Below are 20,627 nucleotides of genomic sequence, written 5' to 3'. Positions count from 1 at the left end.
GGCGTGTTGCGAAAGTCCCGCCTGCCGCTCGACGCCTGGCACGCACTCTCGCCGCCGACGCCGCCCGGCCCGCCCTCCGGGCGGACGACGGGACTTTCGCAACACGCCCTGGTGCGGGGGGTGCGACACGGCCGGATGGATTAATTCGCCGCCCTGCCGATGAGTTTCGCGGCGAGGATCGGTCAACAGGGGTGAAAGGTCCCGCGACGCCCAGGAGGTACCCATGACCACCGACGGATTCACCACGTGTCTCTGGTTCGACGGCCAGGCCGAGGAGGCCGCCCACCACTACGTGTCGATCTTCAAGAACTCCAGCATCGGCCGCGTCGGCCGCAATGTCGAGGGCGGGGCGGGCCCTGCCGGGTCCGTGCTGGCCGTGGAGTTCACGGCCAACGGCCAGAAGTTCGTCGCGCTGAACGGCGGCCCCCAGTTCAAGTTCAACGAGTCGATCTCCTTCCAGATCTTCTGCGCGGACCAGGAGGAGATCGACTACTACTGGACCAAGCTCACCGAGAACGGCGGCGAGCCCGGCCCCTGCGGCTGGCTGAAGGACAAGTACGGCGTGTCCTGGCAGGTCGTCCCCGAGCACCTCATCGACATGATCAGCGACCCCGACCAGGAGAAGGCGTCCCGGACGACCAAGGCCTTCATGGCGATGGGCAAGTTCGACATCGCCGCCCTGGAGAGGGCGTACGCCGGGGAGTGACGGCAGGGGCCGCCGGCGGGCCGCCGCTCACCGGACGTCGCCGGCGATCGCGCGCGTGATCGCCTGGGCGATGCGCAGGATGCCGGGCGAGCGCACCGGGCACGGCCTCGGCGTGGAGGTGGTGGGCACCAGACAGAAGTGCAGGTAGTCCGTGTCGATGTGGAGGGCGGTGCGGTCCTGGCCCGGCTGGGTGCAGTAGTCGGGGTGCTCGTGCTCGTAGGCGGTGCACGGCAGGTACTGGGACCAGGAGTAGCGGGCGCCGGCCGGGCTGACCGCGGCGCCCGCGTCGGCGACCATGTCGCCGGAGGCCGCCGCCTGCCGCTCGTACATCTGGTTCACCCGCCGCACCCGGTCCGGCGTGAGCGGGTCCGGGCCCTGCAGCACCCATACGATCCTGGGCCGCTTGGTCCCGCCCGCCGCCGCGATCTGGTCGGTGAGACGGCGCAGGTCGGCCTCGTAGCGGGTGAAGTACCTCTGCCGGGACCGGTCGTAGCTGATGCCGTCCATGCACCAGGTGAAGGCCCACGCGTTGCCCCAGAACTGCAGCACCACATAGTCGGGGTGGCGCGAACGGACCAGTGCGGCGGCCTTGTCGGCGTCCGGCACGAGCGACTTCGCGCCCGTGCCCTCCAGGTAGTCGCAGAGGGTGGTGCCCGAGTAGGGGGCGGCAGTGTACGTCGCGCCGAGGTCCTGGCGGAGCTGCTTGCCGAGGACGTTCTGGGCCTCCATCGCCAGCGAGTCACCGAGATACAGCACGCGCGGCCGCACGGCCGGCACACCGGCGGACGCCGGCGCCTGCTGGTGGGTCGTCGAGGCGGACGCCCCCGGTACGGAGGGGGAGGGCGGCGGCCCCTCGGGCGCGGACGCCGGATCGCCACACGCGCCCAGCACCAGCGCGGCGGCCAGCAGCACCCCCACGATCCACGGCTTCCGCATGCAGCAACTCCCGCCCCGGCAACCGAAAACGGCTCCCCAGGCAAGCACAGCCGAGCCCAAGGCGGAAGGCCCGGCGCACAGTTCGGGCCCCGCCCCCGCCCTACCCTCGCGGCGCGCCGGGATCCACCTGGACGACGTCCTCTCGCCACTCGCCCTGGCCCTGCGATCGCTCCAGGAGGGCCAGCAGATCGGTGAGTGGGAGTGGTTTGGTGAGGTGGGTGTCGAAACCGGCCGCGCGGGACAGGGCGCGGTCGGTGCCCTGGCTGAAACCGGAGACCGCGATCAGCCGGAGCCGGTCACCGTGGGGGCGCGCGCGGAGCGCGCGGGCGACCGTGTAGCCGTCGATGTCCGGCAGCCCCAGGTCGCACAGGACGACGTCGAAGGAGCCCGCCTCGGCGGCGGCGATCGCGTCCGCGCCCGTGTGCACGTCCCTGACCCGGTGGCCCTGGCGTTCGAGCAGGGTGCGATAGGTCGCGGCCAGGTCCGCGTTGTCCTCGACGATCAGGATCGACAGACGGCTCGGCGTCCGGCGCACGGGTGCGGGCCGCGGCCGCGAGGGGTTCGTGGAGTGCGTCGTCGGCAGCAGCACCGTGAACGTCGCACCCTTGCCGGGGCCCTCGCTGTACGCGCTGATCCGGCCGCCGTGCAGCTCCACCACGGTCCGGGCCACCGCGAGCCCCAGACCGAGGCCCTCCGGCGTGTCGGGACCGGCCGGCGCCGCCCGCATGAACACCCCGAACAGCTCCTCGGCCTGGGCCGGCTCGAAGCCGATGCCGTCGTCCCGCACGGTCAGCCGCGCCCGGCCGTCCGCCGCGCCGAGCCCCACCTCGGTGTGCCCGCCGGGCCGTGTGTACTTGAGCGCGTTTGACAGCAGGTTCGTCAGCACCTGCGCCAGCCGCAGCCGGTCACCGGCCACGACCACCGGCTCGGACGGCAGTACGACTCCCAGCGTGCGGCCGTCGTGCCCGAACAGCCCGTGGATGTCGGCGCACGCCCCGTCCACGACCGAGCGCAGGTCCACCGGCTCGCAGACCAGCTCCAGGCGCCCGGTCACGGCCCGGGTGCCGTCGAGGAGGTCGTTGCTCATCCGTGTCAGCGTGCCCAGCTGCCGCTCCAGCACCGCGAGCGCCGGATGGCCCTCCGGCATGTCCAGGGCCAGCAACTCGGTGGCCGCGCTCGCGGCCGCGAGGGGGTTGCGCAGCTCGTGCGAGAGCGTGGCGATGAACCGGTCCTTGGCACGCTGCTCCTCCCGCAACCTGCGCCCCGCGGCGTCCAGTTCGGCGTTGGCCCGGCTCAGCTGCTCGTTCACCTCGCGGATCTCCCGCGCGCGCACGAACAGGTCGATCTCCATCCCCTCGGCCCGCGTCGCGGCCTCGGCCACGGCCCGCCGCTGCTCCCGCCCGAGCCGGCGCAGCCGCACGAACTCCGTGACGTCCTCGACCCGGTGGATGATGTGGGTGACCCGCCCCTCGTCGTCCAGCACCGGTGTGTTGACCGGACTCCAGTACCGCTCGGCGAAGGTGCCCTCCTCGCTGGTGGGGATGTCGTAGCGCTGCAGTGCCATCGTGTCCGTACGGCCGCTCGCCACCACCGTCTCCAGCGAGCGGCGCAGGTTGGCGACGCCGTCGGCGGACGGGTCGGCCGGGTTGTCGGGGAACACCGAGAACACGGGCCGTCCGACGATGTCCCGTTCGGTGCGGGTGGCGCTGAGGTAGGCGCGGTTGACCTCGACGATGGTGAAGTCGGGGGCGAGCACCAGCAGCGGGGAGAGGCTCGCGTCGAACAGGCGCCGGAAGTCCGGGGTGTCGGTCATCGGTCGGACCTCCGGGGCCGGGACGGGACTCCGGGTCGGGGCAGGAGTCGGGGGGTGGGACAGGGGCCGGGGCTCGCGGCAGGAGTCAGGGGTCGAGGCGATATCCGTAGCCGCGGACCGTGGTGATGCGCGGGGTCGGCGCGGGCATGGCCGCGAGCTTGCCGCGCAGCCGGTACACATGCTCGACCACGGTCGCGGGCTGCTGCCAGGACGAGCCCCAGATCCGCTCCAGCAGCTGCTCCGTGGAGAAGACCCGGCCGGGAGCGGCGGCCAGCATCTCCAGCAGGGCGTACTCCTTGGGCCGCAGCGGCAGCGCGGTGCCGTCGACGGAGGCCTGGCGGGCGGCGGAGTCGATGCGCAGAGCGCCCACCTGGTGCAGGGTCGGGGCCTGAGGCGGCTGTGAGCGGCGCAGCACCGCGTGGATGCGGGCCACCAGCTCCCGTTGCGAGAACGGCTTGACCAGGTAGTCGTCCGCGCCGATCTCCAGGCCCGCCACCCGGTCGGTCTCCGCGCCGCGGCCCGAGACGACGATGACCGGGAGCCTGCTCGTGGAGCGCAGCGCCCGCAGCAGCTCCAGGCCGCTGCCGTCCGGCAGCCCGAGGTCGAGTACGGCGAGGTCGATGCCGCCGTCGTGGAGGACGGTCTTCCCGGCACGTGCGTCCATGGCCCAGGTGACGACGAAACCGGCCCGTTCCAGATAGGAACGGCACATCAGTGCGAAATCGGGTTCGTCCTCGATCAGAGCGAGGTGCGGACGCATTCCGCATCACCCGGCTCATCTGCCGTCCGCTCGTTGTGCGGCTCATGAGCGGTCGTTGATGCCCCGACCATGTGGCGAAGGTAGAACAGTGAAGGCCCACGGTTCAAGGGGGGAGCCGCCCGGGGGAGTTCCGGCACGGGCTCGCGCGATGCGGGGATGTCACACTCATCGCACGAGCCCGCGCCGGAACGGGTCAGATCCGGTCGGCGGCGATCAGCAGATACTGGAAACTGCCGTTCTTGTACGCGGTCAGGAACGTGTCCTCGATGCCCGTGACCAGGTGCTCGGCCTCCCGGCGCAGCTCCCAGTACGGGAGTGCGTCGGCGGTGAGGTCCCGCACGTGGACGGGGACCAGCCGGTGGCGAGCCATCGCCCGGAAGTACTCCGAGCGCGGGTGGATGTCGCAGATGTAGTGGGCGTTGATCAGGGAGACCTCGCGCGAGGCCCGCCCATAGGTGTCGTCGTAGCAGCCGGTGACGACCACATACCGCCCGCCGCGGCGCAGCAGCCGGGCGTGCTCGGCGAACAGCAGCTCCAACTCGACGTACATGGTCGACTCGTTGTTCCACGACGCGGCGTAGGCGCCGGTCGGGAAACCGGTGTCGAGCATGTTGCGGTGGTGGTAGCGCACCCGGTCGTCGATGCCGCGTTTGCGTGCCTGCTCGCCCGCGAACTCCGCCTGCTTGGCGGAGATCGTCACACCGTCCGCGTGGCAGCCGTAGCGCAGATGGGCCACCACACTGCCGCCGCCGCGTCCGCAGCCGGCGTCGAAGACACGGTCGTCGGGGGAGAGGGGGCCGAGGTGGGCGGCGAGGAGTTCCGCCTGGGCGTGTTCGAGGCGGTGCAGTTCGGCGGTGATCCGCTCACGGCGCAGCACCGGGTCCGGTTCGTCGAGCACGGAGCGGTCGGCCGGTCCGACGCCGTAGTGGTGGTGGTAGAGGTCGTCGAGCTTTCCGAGTTCGAGGTTGACCGGGTTCTCCTCGGCGTTCCAGTAGTCCGCGACGCGGCTCTGGTAGGTCGACTGGGTGGGCACGATGGCCAACTGTCACTCCTCGTGGGACTGATGACGGGACGTCAGGACGGCGGGAGTTACCAGTAGTGGGGCAGGTGATAGCGGTGGGTGTTGGTGGCGTGCCACTCGTGGTTGCCGGCCACCCAGTCGGACAGGCCCCGGGCGTAGCGCTCGACCAGCGGTGAGGTGGCGGCCAGCAGCGCGGACTCGTCCTCGAACGCGGCCATGATCTCGTTGTGGATCTCCACGGCCTTGAGATAGGCGGCCTTGAGACCGCAGCGCTCGTTGGCCGCGATCACCACCGGCAGATTGAGGTGCGTGGGGTCGCTCGCCAGCTCCTTGGTGAAGGAGTACAGGTCGTTGACGAGAGTGGTGGCATTGCACGCGAGCGCGGTGATCCGCTGGATCTCGGGGCGGGCGTACACCGCCTCGGGCAGTTCGTAGCCGTCCACGGCGTCGACGATCGACAGACAGGGCCGGAAGCTGTTGAACTGCCGCATCACCAGGTACTCCCACACCCGGGGCATATGACGGAGCTCGGACCAGGCGGCCTCGGCGAGATATCCGAGGTGCAGCCGGGCGATGTCGTGGACGAACCGGTCCGTCTGGCTGGGTGTGGCGAGGACGGCGTAGTCCTTGAGCGCGAAGTGGTACGAGCGCAACGGGCCGTCGGCGTGCACGCCGCGCAGCCACTGCTCCCGCAGCCCGGGCGGGCCGTGGAAGGGGTCGAGCGCCGACTGGGCGAGGATCAGCCGGCCGCCCAGTCCCCGGCGTGCGCCGCCCCGCCCCTCGTCCTCCTCGCAGTAGCAGCTGTCCACGAGGTTCTCCGCCAGCAGCAGTTTGCCGGCGACGGTGAGGCGCTCCAGGTCCGCCGCCCCGGGATGCTGGAGTACGACGGCCCGGCCGAACTGGAAGCCGCCGAAGTCCCCCGACCAGCTCGTGGGGAACAGATCGAGGCCGCGGGCCCAGGCCTCCACTCTGCGGTCGACCTCCGCCGCCTTCCGCGGGTCGGCGGGGGTGACCTGCCGGTGGTGGAGCCCGGGGATCGCGCCGCCGCGGCGGGCCCGCAGAGCGCCGGCCAGGTCCGGCGGGCCCGGCAGCGACGGCGAGGACGAGGCGGGGGTCATCGTGTGCTCCACCTCAGTCGGCCGTCCGGCCGATCTGGACGTTCTCCAGGATGCCCGCCGCGTCCGGCACCAGGATGGCCATCGAGTAGTAGGCGGTCACCAGATAGCTGATGATCGCGGCCCGGTCGATGCCCATGAACCGTACGTTCAGGCCCGGTTGGTACTCCTCGGGGATACCGGTCTGGTACAGGCCGATCACGCCCTGGTCGCCTTCCCCGGTGCGCAGCGCGATGATGCTGCTGGTGTGCCGGTCGCTGACCGGGATCTTGTTGCACGGGAAGATCGGGACGCCCCGCCAGGCGGGGATCTCGTGCCCCTCGACGCTCGCCGTGCCCGGCACCAGGCCCCGCCGGTTGCACTGCCGGAAGAAGGCCGCGATCGCCTTCGGATGGGCGAGGAAGACCTTGGTCCTGCGGCGCATGGACAGCAGCTCGTCCATGTCGTCCGGAGTGGGCGGGCCGGTGAAGGTGCTGATGCGCTGGCCGTAGTCGACGTTGTGCAGCAGCCCGAACTCGCGGTTGTTGACCAGCTCCCACTCCTGCCGTTCGCGGATCTCCTCGACGGTCAGGCGCAGTTGCTGCTCGGTCTGGTTCATCGGGTCGTTGTAGAGGTCGGCCACGCGGGTGTGCACCCGCAGCACGGTCTGGGTGAGTGACAACTCGTACTCGCGCGGCGCGAGATCGTAGTTGACGAAGCCGCCGGTGATCGTCGGCTCGCCGACATGGCCGGCCTGCATGGGCACGTCGGCCTCGCCCTTGCGGTTCACCGGCAGTTTCTGTCGCTCGGCGAACGCCTCCAGATGCGCGGCCAGGGAGGGCGCCCGGTCGATGAACTCCCTGACGACGTCCCAGGGCAGGACCAGCAGCACACCGGAGGTCTCCGCCCGCACCGAGCTCAGCCACAGCGGATCGGACTGGCCGATGGCCTCGTCGCCCATCTGGTCGCCGTCGAACACGACCCCGACGATCTCCTCCTCGCCGTACTTGCCCTCCGTGTACCGGGTGAAGCGGCCATGGACCACCAGGTAGGTCTCGGTCACCGGCTGCCCGGCCTCGAACAGCACCTGCCCGGCGCGCACTTCCCGGACCCGGAACCGGGTCGCGACCTGCTTGAGCACCTCGGTGTCGGAGTAGCCGCGCAGCACCGGCAGTTCGGTGAGCGTCTCCGGGATGACCCTGATGTCGTCGGCGCCGTTCTGCTCGAACTGCACCCGCCCGCGCCCGATCCGCAGCTGCAGACGCCGGTTGACCCGGTAAGTGCCGCCCTTGACGTCCACCCAGGGCAGCGAGCGCAGCAGCCAGCGCGAGCTGATCGCCTGCATCTGCGGTTCGGACTTGGTCGTCGTGGTGAGCTGGCGTGCTGCCCGGGTGCTGAGACTGGTCAGTTGCTCGTCGGCGGAGGATTCGGGGACGGGTTCGTCGGTGGCGGGGCCGGGGGCGCTTTCGGGGGCGGACACATTCCCTCCCTGAGGGTGGACAGGGGTGAGCGGAGTGGTCGGTGAGGAAGGCGGGCCGTGGCGGCTGACAGGTGCGCACCGCATGTACAAGGCAACAGCCCTTGATCGGGCGCCGGTACGGCGTGAGGGGGGCGGTTTCCGGTGGCCGCGGTGCACATCCCGCGACCTGGCCCGGCCGGCGGGGGCCGTCACGCCCGCACGCTCGGCGCACAGGGCGTACGGCCGCCTCGGATGGGGTGCGGCGCACGCCCGTCGGTCCGTGACCGCCGCAGGGCGTGGGACCCCCTCGGACCGGTCCTCAGGAGAGGTCGTTCACCAGCACCGCGGCCCCGTCGAAGCGCCCCGCCTTCAGATCCCGCAGCGCCCGGTCGGCCTCCGACAGGGGATAGGTGTGGGTGGTGGCGCGCACCCTGTGCCGGGCGGCGAGGGCGAGGAACTCCCGCCCGTCCGCACGGGTGTTGCAGGTGACGCTGCGCACCTGCTTCTCGTAGAACAACTCGGTCTCGTAGTGCAGCGGCGGTGTGTCGCTGAGGTGGATGCCGGCGATCGCGAGGACGCCCCCGCGGTCGAGGGCGCGCAGCGCGACCGGCACGAGGTCGCCGACGGGTGCGAAGAGGATCGCGCTGTCCAGCGGTTCGGGCGGCGTCGCGCAGGCGTCCCGCGCCGAGGTGGCGCCCAGGTCCAGCGCCAGCCGTCGGGCCGCCGCCCCGCGCGTGAGGACATGCACCCTGGCGCCCTCGGCCAGCGCCACCTGCGCACACAGATGGGCGCTGCCGCCGAACCCGTACAGGCCGAGCCGTCCGCCCGGCGGCAGCGCGGCCCGCCGCAGTGCCCGGTGGCCGATGATCCCGGCGCAGAGCAGAGGAGCCGCGGCCACGTCGTCGAGGGCGTCCGGCAGCCGGTAGGTGAAGGCGGCGGGTACGGTCGTGTACTGCGCGTAACCGCCGTCGGCGTCCCAGCCGGTGTACCGCGAGGCCGGGCAGAGGTTCTCGGCGCCGCGCGCGCAGTACGCGCAGGTGCCGTCGGTCCGCCGCAGCCAGGCCACCCCGACCCGGTCACCGACCGCGAACCCGTCAACCTCCGCCCCGGTCCCGGCCACCACGCCCACCACCTCGTGCCCGGGCGTCACTCCCGCCCGGCGCACCGGCAGATCACCCTCCGTGACATGCAGATCGGTGCGGCACACCCCGCACGCCCGCACCCGCACCAGCAACTCGTCGTCACCGGGCTCCGGGACCGGCTTCTCCAGCAACCTGAGACCGCCCTGCTCGACCGGCCCGGGTGCCACCACCGACCACGCGCGCATCGTCCTGTCCGTCATTCCGCACCCCGTCCGCAGCGCCGAAACCCCGCCAGGACCAGTCTGGAACGGGCCCGCCCGTTCGGCGCGCGCTTCGGCGGACGGATGACTAGCGTGAGGAAACGGACCAAGCGCCGATTCGGGAGGGCCGTAGTCATGGCCGTACCACCTGAAGGAACCCCCTGTTGGGCCGATGCGATGTTCGGCGATGTCGAGGGGGCCAAGAGCTTCTACGGCGACGTGCTCGGCTGGACCTTCGGCGAGGCGTCGTCGGAGTACGGCAACTACACACAGGCGTACGCCGACGGCAAGGCGGTCGCCGCCGTCGTACCGCCGATGCCCGGCCAGGAGGGCCAGTCGCAGTGGTGCCTCTACTTCGCCTCGCCGGACGCCGCCGCGACCGCCGCGAAGATCCGGGAGCACGGGGGAGAGGTGCTGATGGAGCCGATGCGGGTCGGCGAGTTCGGCACCATGTGCCTGGGCCGTGAGCCCAGCGGCGCCGTCTTCGGGGTGTGGCAGGCCGGAACCCACGAGGGCTTCGAGGCGACCGCAGTACCGGGCGCCTACGGATGGGCCGAGATCTTCACCCGCGACCCCGAGACGACCGACGCGTTCCTGCGCGCCGTCTTCCCGTACACGGCGCAGCAGGTCGTCGACGACGCGGTCGACTTCCGGCTGTTCGACCTCGGCGACACCACGGTCCTCGGCCGGATGCGGATGGGCGACGAGTTCCCACCCGAGATCCCGTCCTACGTCAACCTGTACTTCGTGGTCGACGACTGCGACGACGCGGTCTCCAAGGCGACCAAACTCGGCGCCACCCTGCGCTTCGGCCCGATGGACAGCCCCTACGGCCGTTTCGCGGCGCTCAGCGATCCGCAGGGCGCGAGCTTCTCGGTGATCGACATCACCACGACCGAGGGCGAGCTCCCCAAGACCCGGGACGTGTCCTAGACCGTCCTAGGCCCGTCGGGAGGCCCCGTCCGTCCGTGGCATGATCGAGCCCATGCGTGAACGTGTGGTGGCCGCCTGCGACGGGGCCTCGAAGGGAAATCCGGGACCGGCGGCCTGGGCGTGGGTGGTCTCCGACGACTCCCTCACCCCGGCGCGCTGGGAGGCCGGACCGCTCGGCCGGGCCACCAACAACGTCGCCGAACTCACCGCGCTGGAGCGCCTGCTGGCGGCGACCGACCCCGGCGTTCCGCTCGAGGTCCGGATGGACTCGCAGTACGCGATGAAGGCCGTCACCACCTGGCTGCCCGGCTGGAAGCGCAACGGCTGGAAGACCTCCGGCGGCAAGCCGGTCGCCAACCAGGAACTGGTCGTGCGCATCGACGAGTTGCTCGACGGCCGCTCGGTCGAGTTCCGGTACGTCCCCGCCCACCAGGTCGACGGCGACCCGCTCAACGACTTCGCCGACCGTGCCGCCAGCCAGGCGGCCGTCGTCCAGGAGCCCGCGGGCAGCGAACTGGGCTCACCGGTGCCGCCGCCCTCCCCGGACACCCCCAAGGCGTCCGCGCCGCGCCAGAAGCCCGGCGCGGCGCGGAAGAACGGCGGCTCGTCCGCACGCACCATCAAGGCCAAGTTCCCCGGCCGCTGTGTGTGCGGCCGCTCCTACGCCGCCGGCGAGTCCATCGCCAAGAACGCGCAGGGCTGGGGGCACCCGGAGTGCCGTACGGCGGAGGCCGGTTGACGGCCGGCGGTCAGGTGACCACGCCTCGCCACTCGCCGGTCTCCCGGCCGCGCTTCTCGATGAACCTCTTGAAGCGCTCCAGGTCGCCCTTGGTCTGCCGCTTCACGAAGCCCAGCTTGTCGCCGACCTGCTCGGTGATGCCGTCCGGGTGGTAGTCCAGCTGCAGCATGACCTTGGTGTGGTCGTCGTCGAGGCGGTGGAAGGTCACCACCCCGGCCTGCCGGGCCTGTCCGGAGACCGTCGTCCAGGCGACCCGCTCGTCCGGGACCTGTTCGGTGATCTCCGCGTCGAACTCCCGGTGCACCCCGTTCACGCTGGTCACCCAGTGGGTGAGCGTGTCCGTGCGCTGTTCGATCCGGTCCACCCCGCTCATGAACTCGGGGAACGTCTCGAACTGAGTCCACTGGTTGTACGCGGTGTGCACCGGGACGCCGACCTCGATGGATTCCTCGACCTGCGACACGGGTGAACCCCTCCTTCGCTCTCGTCGGTTGCGTCCGGCGCGGGTACCCGTGACCTGCGGGGCGAATCGCCGTTTCCAGGCTGTCGGCCGGAGCCGCTCTCGATCCACCGGCTGCTACTCTGCGTTGCCAAATGACCGCTTTGGGTAATTCCTGGGGGTGTGCGTGAAGGTCGCCTGCGTCGGCGGCGGGCCCGCCGGCCTGTATCTCTCGATCCTGCTGAAACGGCAGGACCCGTCCCACGACATCACCGTCCACGAGCGCAATCCGGAGGGCTCGACCTACGGGTGGGGCGTCACCTACTGGCGTGGACTGCTCGACAAGCTCCATGAGCACGACCCCGAGTCGGCGCGGGCCCTGGAGCAGGCTTCCGTCCGCTGGAACGAGGGCGTCGCCCATGTGCGCGACCTCAGCACCCGCCGGCCCGGCGACGACGGCTTCGGCATCGGCCGCCACCGCTTCCTGGAGATCCTCGCCGCGAGGGCCCGCTCCCTCGGCGTACGGCTGGAGTTCGAGCACGAGATCACCGACGGGAACCTGCCCGCCGCCGACCTCGTCGTGGCGGGCGACGGGGTCCACAGCGCCCTGCGCACCCGCCACGCCGGGCACTTCGGCGCCGAGCTCAAGGACGGCCGCAACCGCTACATCTGGCTCGGCACCACCAAGGTCTTCGACGCCTTCACCTTCGCCTTCGTGGAGAGCGAGCACGGCTGGATCTGGTGCTACGGCTATCCCTTCAGCCCCGAGCGCAGCACCTGCGTCATCGAGTGCGACCCCGGGACCTGGACCGGCCTGGGCCTCGACACCGCCGCCGAGGCCGACGGACTCGCCCTGCTGGAGAAGCTGTTCGCCGGCATCCTCGACGGCCACCCCCTCATCGGCCGGTCCTCCGCCGACGGCAACGCCCCGTGGCTGAACTTCCGCACCCTGACCAACCGCACCTGGTCCCGCGACAACCTCGTCCTCGTCGGCGACGCCGCCCACACCACGCACTACTCGATCGGCGCCGGCACCACCCTCGCCCTGGAGGACGCGATCTGTCTGGCCGGCGCCCTGCGCGAGCAGCCGGACCTCACGCAGGCCCTCGCCCGCTACGAGCAGCGGCGCAAGGCGGAGCTCCTCTCCATCCAGAGCGCGGCCCGCTACAGCGCGCAGTGGTACGAGAACCTGCCCCGGTACATCCACCTTCCGCCGGAGCAGATGTTCGCCCTGCTCGGCCAGCGGCACTCGCCGCTGCTGCCGTACGTCCCGCCGCAGCTCTACTACCGGATCGACCGGGCGGCCGGCCAGCTCGAAGCCCTGCGGCGCTTCAAGCGCTGGCTCGGCCCGAAGGTCGCGCGGACCGTCCACGCCCGCGCGCTGTCCTCCGGGAAGTAGGCCGGGGCACCAGGCGACCGCTTGGGTGAATGGCAATTCACCGACTATGGTGAATTTCCATTCACCCGTTTGTTTCCCGTGCCACCCGCTGGAGCGTCGATGGAGCAGCCCGCACTGATGGCCGAGCCTTCCGGGCGGCGGACCCTGCGGGCCCGGCTCACGGTCCCGGTGCTGGCGTTCGGCGGCACGCTGATGGCCGTCATGCAGACCGTCGTCGTGCCCCTCCTGCCCGACCTGCCCCGGCTGACCGGCGCCTCCGCGGGCACCGTCTCCTGGATGGTCACCGCCACGCTGCTGGCCGGCGCCGTCCTCACCCCGGTGCTGGGCCGGGCCGGCGACATGTACGGCAAGAAGCGTGTACTGATGCTGGCGCTCGCTCTGATGACGGCCGGTTCCGTCATCTGCGCCCTGTCCTCGGACATCGGTGTGCTGATCGCCGCCCGCGCCCTGTCCGGCGCGGCCTCCGCCGTCGTACCGCTGTCCATCAGCATCCTGCGGGACGAGCTGCCGCCCGAGCGCCGGGGCGGCGCGGTCGCCCTGATGAGCTCGACCGTCGGGATCGGCGCCGCGCTGGGCCTGCCGGCCGCCGCGCTGGTCATCCAGTACGCGAACTGGCATGTGATGTTCTGGGTGACCGCCGTCCTGGGCGCCCTGGGCGTGTCGATGGTCTGGTGGACCGTGCGCGAGTCCCCCGTGCGGGAGCCGGGCCGCTTCGACGTACTGGGCGCGCTGGGGCTCGCCGCCGGGCTGATCTGTCTGCTGCTGGGGGTGTCCCAGGGCGGGCAGTGGGGGTGGGGGAGCCCGCGGATCCTGGCGCTGTTCGCCGGTGCCGTGGTGGTGCTGGCCCTGTGGTGGTGGCAGCAGCTGAGAGCCGAACGGCCGCTGGTGGACCTGCGGTTGGTGTCCCGCCCCAAGGTCGGCCTCTCCCATGTGGCGGCGCTCTTCACGGGGTTCGCGTTCTACGCCAACTCGCTGGTCACCGCCCAGCTGGTGCAGGCGCCCAAGGCCACCGGCTACGGCCTCGGCCTGTCCATCGTCGGCACCGGTCTGGTGCTGCTGCCCGGCGGCTTCATCATGCTGCTGTTCTCACCGGTCTCGGCCCGTATCTCCGCGTCCCGCGGGCCGCGTATCACGCTGGCGCTCGGCGCCCTGATCATCGCCTGCGGGTACGCGGTGCGCATCGCCGACAGCCGCGACCTGTGGATGATCATGGTGGGTGCGGCGGTCGTCGGCACCGGCACGACGCTGGCGTACTCGGCGCTGCCCACCCTCATCCTGCACGCCGTGCCGGCCTCCCAGACCGCTTCCGCCAACGGCGTCAACGTCCTGATGCGCACCATCGGCCAGGCCACCTCCAGCGCCGCCGTGGCCGCCGTGCTCGTCCACCACACCAGCCTGGTCGGGGCGGTGCCGGTGCCCACGCTGCACGGCTACCTGATGGCGTTCACCATGGCGGGCGCCGTCGCCCTCGCCGCGAGCGCGACGGCCCTGACCATACCCGGCGAGGCAGGCCGGCGCGGAACACGCCGGGCGCGGAGCCGTACCCGGGGCGCCCGTGACGAGGCACTGGAGGGAGCATGAGTGCCGTGAGCACTCCCCCCACCACAGGTGCGCCCGCCCGCCGGGACGCCGAGGCCACCAGGACGGCCATCCTCAAGGCCGCCCGCCATCTGCTGGCCCGCCACGCCCACGGCGACATCACCCTCAAGGCCGTCGCCGAACGCGCCGGTGTCAGCGCGCCCCTGATCCTCAAGTACTTCGGCAACAAGGACGCCCTCTTCGCCCGGGTCATGTCCTTCGAGACCGACGCGGACGCCCTGCTCGACGCCCCGCTGGACCAGCTCGGCCCGCACATGGTCCGGCATGTCCTGGTCAGCCAGTCCCAGCTGGGCGCCGACCCGCTGCTGCGGGTCGTCTTCGCGCCCCTGCACGCCGAACAGGGCGACATCCTGCGCGCCAACTTCCGCGCCCAGGTCACCGAACGCCTCACCGAACGCCTCACCGGCCCCGACGCCGGCCTGCGCGCCGAACTCGCCGTGGCAGCCCTGCTCGGCCTCGGCGTGGTCTACGGCCTGGCGCGCGGCCCCCACATCCGGTCCGCCGCGATCGACGACATCGTCAGGCGCTACGCCCCCCTGGTCCAGGAGCACCTCACGCCCGGCCCCCCGCGACCGTAGCGAGGGCACCGCCCGGCGCCGGGGACCGCTCTAGCGGAACAGCCGGTCCAGGAAGGCGTTGCCGAAGACGTGGTGCGGGTCCAGCCGGTCCAGGACCCCGGCCGCCTGTCCCCACACCGACTCGCCGAACGACGCGGGGATCGCCGTACCGAGCACCTCCTCGTCGCTCCAGACGGCGTCCTCGGTGTACGCCCAGCCCTTGGACCACTCGACCCGGGTCAGCGCCCGCCCGTCGGCGAAGGTGCGCAGCAGGAACTGCTCCAACTCCCGCAGGAACGCCTCCGCATGAGGCGTGCCGGGCAGGGTCAGGACGTCGAGCCACACCGCCGTGTCCCACTCCGGGTGCGCCTCGCTCTCGCGCAGCGCGGAGAGCAACGGGGCGCGGGCGCCGTCCAGTCCGACGTCCGCCGGGTCGTCCAGGCCGGTCACCCGGATCTCGACCGAGCCGTTGACCGGGAAGCGGCCGAGGGCGGCGTACGCCGTGAGCCGTTCGCGGTAGAAGGACGTGAACTCGGCGACGACGCGCTGTACTTGGGCCCGGCTGGTGAGGACCGCGTACCCGTTGGCCGTCACCCTGAGCGTCGTCGGCCTGATGTACAGCAGCGTGTTCTTCGACGGCCCCCAGATGTCCGCCGAGAGCGTCGCCAGGAGCCCGGCCGCGGCCACGTCGAACTGCGCGTTGCCCAGCACCGGCGCCAGATACCAGGCCGCCCCCGAGGTCATCCGCCCCACCAGATCCGCCACCAGGGTCGGGACGTTGTCGGAGAAGGGATAGTTGTACGGCGACGTCACCTGCCGTGAGGTGAGCGGCTTCGTCGGCGCCACGCTCCACACCTTGAACCACGGGAACTCGGTGAACGCGAACCAGATCGCCTCGATGCGCCCCGCCTCGTCCAGGAAGCTCGCGAGCGTGCGGCCGTCCAGGCCGGGCGCGGCGAAGAGTTCGGCGGCCGGGATGTCCGTACGGCTCAAGCACCGCAGGTTGGCGTCGGCCCCGACCCGCAGCACGACCTCGGTCACCAGTGAGCGGCCGAGATGGGCGAGCAGCGCGGCGCAGTCCGCCTCGTCGCGGTCGTACGTCCGCAGCACGTACGACCCGGCCCGCTCGTCCCACACGACCGCCGTCAGCGACAGCACCAGATTGCTGAGCGAGCCGTAGGTGTGCCCCGGCGTCCGCCGCTCGCCCTTCGCCGGTACGGCGGTGCCGTGCGCGTCGATGGCGAGCGCGCCGCCGAGCGTGAGATCGCCGGGGGCGGGGGCGGCCGTGACACCGAGGCCGTGCGCCTCCAGGTAGGTGAGAAGGGCCTCCAGGGTGACGCCGGTGCCGGCGCGTACGGCGGAGGGGGAGTCGAGGGACAGGCCGGTGAGATGCGGGGCGGTGTCGACGAGGAGGACCTGCGCGCCCGAAGCCGTGCCCTCGGTGACCGTCAGCGGCGACCAGCCGTGCGAGGAACCCCGGGCGCGGACCGTCCAGCCGTGCCGCCGGGCCCAGTTGACGACATCGGCCACCTGGCCGGGACTCGTCGGGGCGCAGGCCCACAGACCGTCCGCGGTGATCTCGCCGACCCAGTTGCGGTACGCCGACCGGTACAGGTCGACGCCGGCGGGGAAGTCCGGCAACTCCTCGGCCGCGACCGCCGGATCGGCGGCGATCAGGACGGGGACGGCGGCCAGGGCGGCGGCCGAGAGCAGGAAGCCGCGCCTGCTCCAGGACGGGTCGTCGGCCGTCTCGGCGGATTGGTTGCTCACTGGACGATCAGTCACGGGGCCACGCTAGGCGCGCCTTGACAGGAGTCCACCGTCTGCCCAGTCACATCACCCGTGCGGGTGAACATTTCACGGGTCGCGCACCGGAGCGGCCCGTTCCGTGCTCGGGGTGTGACGGATGACAGACTGACCCCATGGACGAGCGCACTTTCGGTAGGTCTGATCAGCACGCATCCGTGATCGGTCTCGGCACCTGGCAGCTGGGCGCCGACTGGGGAGACGTCGACGACAAGGAAGCCCTGGCGGTACTGGAGGCGGCGGCCGAGGCGGGGGTGACCTTCTTCGACACCGCCGACGTGTACGGCGACGGACGCAGTGAGCAGACCATCGCCGCGTTCCTCGCGGGCCGCCCGGACCTGCATGTGCTGATCGCCACCAAGATGGGCCGCCGGGTGGAGCAGATCCCGGAGAACTACGTCCTCGACAACTTCCGTGCCTGGAACGACCGTTCACGGCGCAACCTGGGCGTGGACCGCATCGACCTGGTCCAGCTGCACTGCCCGCCCACGCCCGTCTACTCCTCGGACGAGGTCTTCGACGCGCTCGACACCCTCGTCGAGGAGGAGCGCATCGCCCACTACGGCGTCAGCGTGGAGACCTGCCAGGAGGCGCTGACCGCGATCGCCCGGCCGGGTGTGGCGAGCGTGCAGATCATCCTCAACCCGTTCCGGATGAAGCCGCTGCGCGAGGTGCTCCCGGCCGCCCGGGAGGCCGGCGTCGGCATCATCGCCCGTGTCCCGCTCGCCTCCGGCCTGCTGTCGGGCAAGTACACCAAGGACACCGTCTTCCCGGAGAACGACCACCGCACCTACAACCGGCACGGCGAGGCCTTCGACCAGGGCGAGACCTTCTCCGGCGTCGACTACGCGACCGGTGTCGAGGCCGCCGTGGAGTTCGCCGCCCTCGCCCCCGAGGGGTACACCCCGGCCCAGCTCGCCCTGCGCTGGATCGTCCAGCAGCCCGGTGTCACCACCGTCATCCCCGGCGCCCGCTCGCCCGAGCAGGCGCGTGCCAACGCGGCCGCCGCCAAGCTGCCGGACCTTTCCGAGGCGACCCTCACGGCGATCGGCGACCTCTACGACCGCCGGATCAAGGACCAGGTCGAGGGCCGCTGGTAGTCACCCCGGGCTCGGCCACCGGTCGCTCAGGGCTCCAGGAGCAGCTGCCGTTCCTGCTCCTGGTCGCCGGAGACCGCGCCCTGGTCCTGGGCGGTGAAGGCGTGGGTCAGCGCGTCGTGCGCCTTCGCCACCGCCTCCGGGGCGCCCTGCACGGTCACCGTCACCGCCCCGGACAGACGGCCCCCGGCCGTGGGAGCCGCGGACGGCGGGGTGGCCGCGGGATCGTGCGCGAACCTCGCCGTGTGGACCGTGACCCGGTCGTCGGCGGGCAGCTCCTCCTCCGGGCTGCCGAAGGAGGGCTCCAGGACCCGCACCACGGCGCGGGCGTCGGCGGCGGTGGCGCCGCTGAGGGTGAGCGTGAGTTCGGTGCCGGACATGGTCGTCGGACTCCTCGGATGGTCGTCGTGGGCCGTCCGCTCCGTGTAACCGCCCGCTGATCGCCCAAACAGCGGCCGTTTTCCGTCGGCCCGGTCAATTCCGCGTGAATCGGGAACCCGGGAGGGTGAAGACGTCCGGTGCGACCGTGCGGGAGGAACGTTGACGGTCTCGAAGAGCGGTGCGGAGCTGAACGAGTGGGGCCGGCACGAGACCAAGGAGGAGCGGGCCGACCGCAAGTGGGGTGAGCTGATCCAGGAGGTCAGGGTCGCCCAGACCGGGGTGCAGATCCTGTTCGGCTTCCTGCTCACCGTGGTGTTCCAGCAGAAGTACGCCTCCCTGGAACACACCGACAAGACCATCTACATCGTCACGGTGATCCTGGGCGCCGCCGCGACCGGGGCGCTGATCGGGCCCGTCTCCCTGCACCGCCTGGTGTCCGGGCAGCGGGTCAAGCCGGAGGCCGTGGAAGTGGCCTCCCGGATGACCTACGTCGGCCTGGCGCTCCTCCTCGCCACCATGACCTCCTCGCTCCTGCTGATCCTCCGGGTGGCCACCCACAACGAGGCCGTGCCCTGGATCGTCACCGGAGTCGTCGCGTGGTACGTGCTGTGCTGGTACGTCATCCCGCTGTGGACGCGCCACCGGCACTCGCCGGACTGACCCCGAGCGCGTCCAGCTGCCGGTCGTGCGCCCGGGACAGCACCAGCATCGACACGGTGGCGCCGATCAGCGCGCAGAACATGTCCCACTGCGTGTCCCACACATCGCCCTGCGTGGCGAGAAAGGCGTCCGCGGAGTGTCCGCCGACCACCGCGGCCAGCCACTCCAGCATCTCGAACACGGCGCTGAAGGCGAGACACGCGCACACGGTCAGCGGGGCAAGCCAGCGGCTGCCGCGCAGCGGCGAGGTACGGCTGAGCAGCTCCCGCACCAGCACCGCCGGGACGAAGCCCTGCATCAGGTGGCCGAAGCGGTCGTACGGGTTGCGGTCCAGGCCGAAGGTGTCCCGCACCCAGTCGCCGAGGGGCACCTGCGCGTACGTGTAGTGGCCGCCCACCGCGAGGACCATGGCGTGGGCCGCCAGCAGGCAGCACAACAGGTTGGTCAGCGGGAAGCGCCGCCAGGCGAGGACCACGAGCGGCAGGCCGGCCAGCACCCACACGGTCTCCAGGAACCAGGTCCCGCCGTCCCGGGCGCCCCAGGCCGACACGGCCATGCCCAGCACCACCAGGGCGGCGAGCACGGCGGGCAGCTGCCGTCGCGGGACGGCGGAGTGCACAACAGCGGTCATGGGGGCTCCTCCAGGTCAGGAACCCCCATGCTGGCCGAGCGGGTGGGCGGCGACATGAGTACGGCTACTCAGCCCCGCCCGGTCCGCACGCTCAGTCCCCGGCGCCGCGCAGCGCGGTCAGACACGAGGCGATGGCCTGCTGGAGCTCCTCCAGACGCTGCACCATGTCGTCCTCGACGAACTCCTGGACGTCGTCGAAGGTCAGCTCCTCGAAGGCCTTCGTGGCCTTCTGCAGACTGCTGTAGAACTTGGTCCGCCGCTCCTGGACGCGCAGTTCCGGATCCGACTCGACGGTCTCGGCGACGAGGGACTTGAGGGTGTCGTAGGCCTCGGAGGCCCACTCGCCGGTGTCCTCGTCCTCGTCGAGCTCCTCGATCAGCGAAAGATGCCGCTCGGCCTCCTGGCGCAGGTCGACCGGCGCGTCGATGGTCTGCCCGGCGGGGGTCCTGACCTGGCCGGACTCGGCGATCTGCCGCACATAGCCGATCCGGTCGGCGGCGCGGCTCTCGGTGGCCACGGCCTTCTTGAGGTCGTCGGTGCGCACCACGTCCCGCGCCAACTCGGCCTGCAGTTCCGGGTCTTCGCGCACCCGGTCGAGCAGCGCCTGGCGGGCCGCCCGGGCGGTGGAGGGGTCGGCGAGGATCGCGGCGCGCAGGGCGGTGGGGTTCTCGGCGACTTCGAGGGCCTTGGTCGGGCGGATGCCCTCGGCCTCGGCGGCCTCGGCGATGGCGGTACCGCGCTCGGAGGTGGCGCTGTTGCGGGAGACGTAGTAGCTCAGCCACACGTCGGCGTCCGGCAGCTCCACCTCCTGACCGGGCCGCAGCGCCTCGAAGTGCGGGACCATGCCGTCGTCCGCGGCGCGGTCCCAGGCCTTGTAGTAGCGCATCACGCGCTCCGGGGAGCACCCGGCCAGCTCCGCGAACTCCTTCGCGGACACCTTCGGCGTCTCCTCGGCGCCCTGGCCGCCGGGCCGGACGCTGCGCGCCACCATCAGGCCGAAGGCCCATCCGCCGGTGCGCGCGTAGACCCCGAACTCCCGGGCGTCCCGCGCCACCAGGTCGGACAGGGGCGCGGGGGACGGCTCGGAGGTCTCCTCAGAGGCTTCAGGGGTCTCAGACGTCTCGGACGGGTCGATCGCCAGTGTCACCGATGACTCTCCTGTGCAAAGCTGGTCGGGCTGCGGACGTGCAGACCGGCAGCCTATAGGCACCCGTTGGTCATGGTTTGCCAGGGCTCGGCGCAGACGCGCGGACCG

20 protein-coding genes are annotated in these 20,627 nt (G+C 71.6%); 8 read left to right on the top strand and 12 right to left on the bottom strand.

The annotated features are described in order from the left end of the window. The first annotated feature begins 223 nt into the window (after positions 1 to 223). Positions 224 to 706, top strand: a complete 483-nt coding sequence (locus ABZT17_RS17285; RefSeq protein WP_356349487.1) for a VOC family protein — start codon at positions 224 to 226, stop codon at positions 704 to 706. Positions 707 to 733: 27 nt separating this feature from the next. On the opposite strand, the gene ABZT17_RS17280 is transcribed toward ABZT17_RS17285, so the two are convergent. The 7 genes from ABZT17_RS17280 to ABZT17_RS17250 form a co-directional block, all read right to left on the bottom strand. Then, the gene (locus tag ABZT17_RS17280) at positions 734 to 1,642 is read right to left on the bottom strand and encodes an SGNH/GDSL hydrolase family protein (RefSeq protein ID WP_356349485.1); all 909 of its coding nucleotides are present in this window, start codon (positions 1,640 to 1,642) and stop codon (positions 734 to 736) included. Between the two features lie 100 nt (positions 1,643 to 1,742). After that, the gene (locus ABZT17_RS17275) at positions 1,743 to 3,455 is read right to left on the bottom strand and encodes an ATP-binding protein (protein WP_356349482.1); all 1,713 of its coding nucleotides are present in this window, start codon (positions 3,453 to 3,455) and stop codon (positions 1,743 to 1,745) included. 85 nt (positions 3,456 to 3,540) lie between these two features. Beyond that, positions 3,541 to 4,215: a response regulator transcription factor gene (locus ABZT17_RS17270; protein ID WP_356349480.1), complete on the bottom strand. Its 675-nt coding sequence runs from the start codon at positions 4,213 to 4,215 to the stop codon at positions 3,541 to 3,543. Positions 4,216 to 4,408: 193 nt separating this feature from the next. Beyond that, positions 4,409 to 5,257: a geranyl diphosphate 2-C-methyltransferase gene (locus tag ABZT17_RS17265; protein ID WP_356349478.1), complete on the bottom strand. Its 849-nt coding sequence runs from the start codon at positions 5,255 to 5,257 to the stop codon at positions 4,409 to 4,411. Positions 5,258 to 5,304: 47 nt separating this feature from the next. Beyond that, a complete protein-coding gene (locus tag ABZT17_RS17260) occupies positions 5,305 to 6,354 on the bottom strand; it encodes a family 2 encapsulin nanocompartment cargo protein terpene cyclase (RefSeq protein ID WP_356349474.1) in 1,050 nt (349 codons plus the stop codon). A gap of 13 nt (positions 6,355 to 6,367) precedes the next feature. Further along, the gene (locus ABZT17_RS17255) at positions 6,368 to 7,810 is read right to left on the bottom strand and encodes a family 2B encapsulin nanocompartment shell protein (protein ID WP_356349472.1); all 1,443 of its coding nucleotides are present in this window, start codon (positions 7,808 to 7,810) and stop codon (positions 6,368 to 6,370) included. A 298-nt stretch (positions 7,811 to 8,108) separates the two neighbouring features. Beyond that, positions 8,109 to 9,116 carry a zinc-binding alcohol dehydrogenase family protein gene (locus ABZT17_RS17250; protein WP_356349501.1) on the bottom strand — a complete coding sequence of 336 codons (1,008 nt, stop codon included), beginning with the start codon at positions 9,114 to 9,116 and terminating at the stop codon, positions 8,109 to 8,111. A 150-nt stretch (positions 9,117 to 9,266) separates the two neighbouring features. Here ABZT17_RS17250 and ABZT17_RS17245 point away from each other — a divergent pair, with 150 nt between their 5' ends. Beyond that, a complete protein-coding gene (locus ABZT17_RS17245) occupies positions 9,267 to 10,064 on the top strand; it encodes a VOC family protein (RefSeq protein WP_356349469.1) in 798 nt (265 codons plus the stop codon). A gap of 40 nt (positions 10,065 to 10,104) precedes the next feature. Then, positions 10,105 to 10,803 carry a ribonuclease H gene (locus tag ABZT17_RS17240; protein WP_356349467.1) on the top strand — a complete coding sequence of 233 codons (699 nt, stop codon included), beginning with the start codon at positions 10,105 to 10,107 and terminating at the stop codon, positions 10,801 to 10,803. A gap of 10 nt (positions 10,804 to 10,813) precedes the next feature. Here ABZT17_RS17240 and ABZT17_RS17235 read toward each other — a convergent pair whose 3' ends face one another. After that, entirely contained in the window at positions 10,814 to 11,266 is a 453-nt protein-coding gene (locus ABZT17_RS17235; RefSeq protein ID WP_356349464.1) for an SRPBCC family protein, read from the bottom strand. Between the two features lie 157 nt (positions 11,267 to 11,423). Between ABZT17_RS17235 and ABZT17_RS17230 the strand changes: the two genes are divergently transcribed. The 3 genes from ABZT17_RS17230 (at position 11,424) to ABZT17_RS17220 (ending at position 14,818) form a co-directional block, all read left to right on the top strand. After that, positions 11,424 to 12,641, top strand: coding sequence for an FAD-dependent monooxygenase (locus tag ABZT17_RS17230; protein WP_356349462.1), 1,218 nt, complete (start codon positions 11,424 to 11,426; stop codon positions 12,639 to 12,641). Between the two features lie 99 nt (positions 12,642 to 12,740). Further along, positions 12,741 to 14,222, top strand: coding sequence for an MFS transporter (locus ABZT17_RS17225; protein WP_356349459.1), 1,482 nt, complete (start codon positions 12,741 to 12,743; stop codon positions 14,220 to 14,222). Further along, on the top strand, positions 14,219 to 14,818 hold the full coding sequence (locus ABZT17_RS17220) for a TetR family transcriptional regulator (RefSeq protein ID WP_356349456.1): 600 nt from the start codon (positions 14,219 to 14,221) through the stop codon (positions 14,816 to 14,818). Before ABZT17_RS17225 ends, ABZT17_RS17220 begins: the two co-directional genes overlap by 4 nt. A 30-nt stretch (positions 14,819 to 14,848) precedes the next feature. Here the strand turns inward: ABZT17_RS17220 and ABZT17_RS17215 are convergent, their stop codons facing one another. Beyond that, positions 14,849 to 16,582 (bottom strand): cholesterol oxidase substrate-binding domain-containing protein, encoded by a 1,734-nt coding sequence (locus tag ABZT17_RS17215; protein WP_356349453.1) that lies wholly within the window; start codon positions 16,580 to 16,582, stop codon positions 14,849 to 14,851. Between the two features lie 137 nt (positions 16,583 to 16,719). Here ABZT17_RS17215 and ABZT17_RS17210 point away from each other — a divergent pair, with 137 nt between their 5' ends. Further along, positions 16,720 to 17,703, top strand: a complete 984-nt coding sequence (locus ABZT17_RS17210; protein ID WP_356349451.1) for an aldo/keto reductase — start codon at positions 16,720 to 16,722, stop codon at positions 17,701 to 17,703. Between the two features lie 26 nt (positions 17,704 to 17,729). Here ABZT17_RS17210 and ABZT17_RS17205 read toward each other — a convergent pair whose 3' ends face one another. Beyond that, on the bottom strand, positions 17,730 to 18,080 hold the full coding sequence (locus tag ABZT17_RS17205) for a hypothetical protein (RefSeq protein ID WP_356349448.1): 351 nt from the start codon (positions 18,078 to 18,080) through the stop codon (positions 17,730 to 17,732). Positions 18,081 to 18,240: 160 nt separating this feature from the next. Here ABZT17_RS17205 and ABZT17_RS17200 point away from each other — a divergent pair, with 160 nt between their 5' ends. Continuing rightward, on the top strand, positions 18,241 to 18,741 hold the full coding sequence (locus tag ABZT17_RS17200; protein ID WP_356349446.1) for a DUF6328 family protein: 501 nt from the start codon (positions 18,241 to 18,243) through the stop codon (positions 18,739 to 18,741). Here the strand turns inward: ABZT17_RS17200 and ABZT17_RS17195 are convergent. Both ABZT17_RS17195 and ABZT17_RS17190 read right to left on the bottom strand, forming a co-directional pair. Then, positions 18,701 to 19,372, bottom strand: coding sequence for a DUF2238 domain-containing protein (locus tag ABZT17_RS17195; RefSeq protein WP_356349443.1), 672 nt, complete (start codon positions 19,370 to 19,372; stop codon positions 18,701 to 18,703). The genes ABZT17_RS17200 and ABZT17_RS17195 overlap by 41 nt on opposite strands. 91 nt (positions 19,373 to 19,463) lie before the next feature. Beyond that, positions 19,464 to 20,519 (bottom strand): hypothetical protein, encoded by a 1,056-nt coding sequence (locus ABZT17_RS17190; RefSeq protein ID WP_356349441.1) that lies wholly within the window; start codon positions 20,517 to 20,519, stop codon positions 19,464 to 19,466. Positions 20,520 to 20,627 lie beyond the last annotated feature (108 nt).

It is taken from the genome of Streptomyces sp. NPDC005648 (assembly GCF_040605395.1).
Classification (GTDB): Bacteria; Actinomycetota; Actinomycetes; order Streptomycetales; family Streptomycetaceae; genus Streptomyces.
This window is presented reverse-complemented; position numbering and strand designations above follow the sequence as displayed.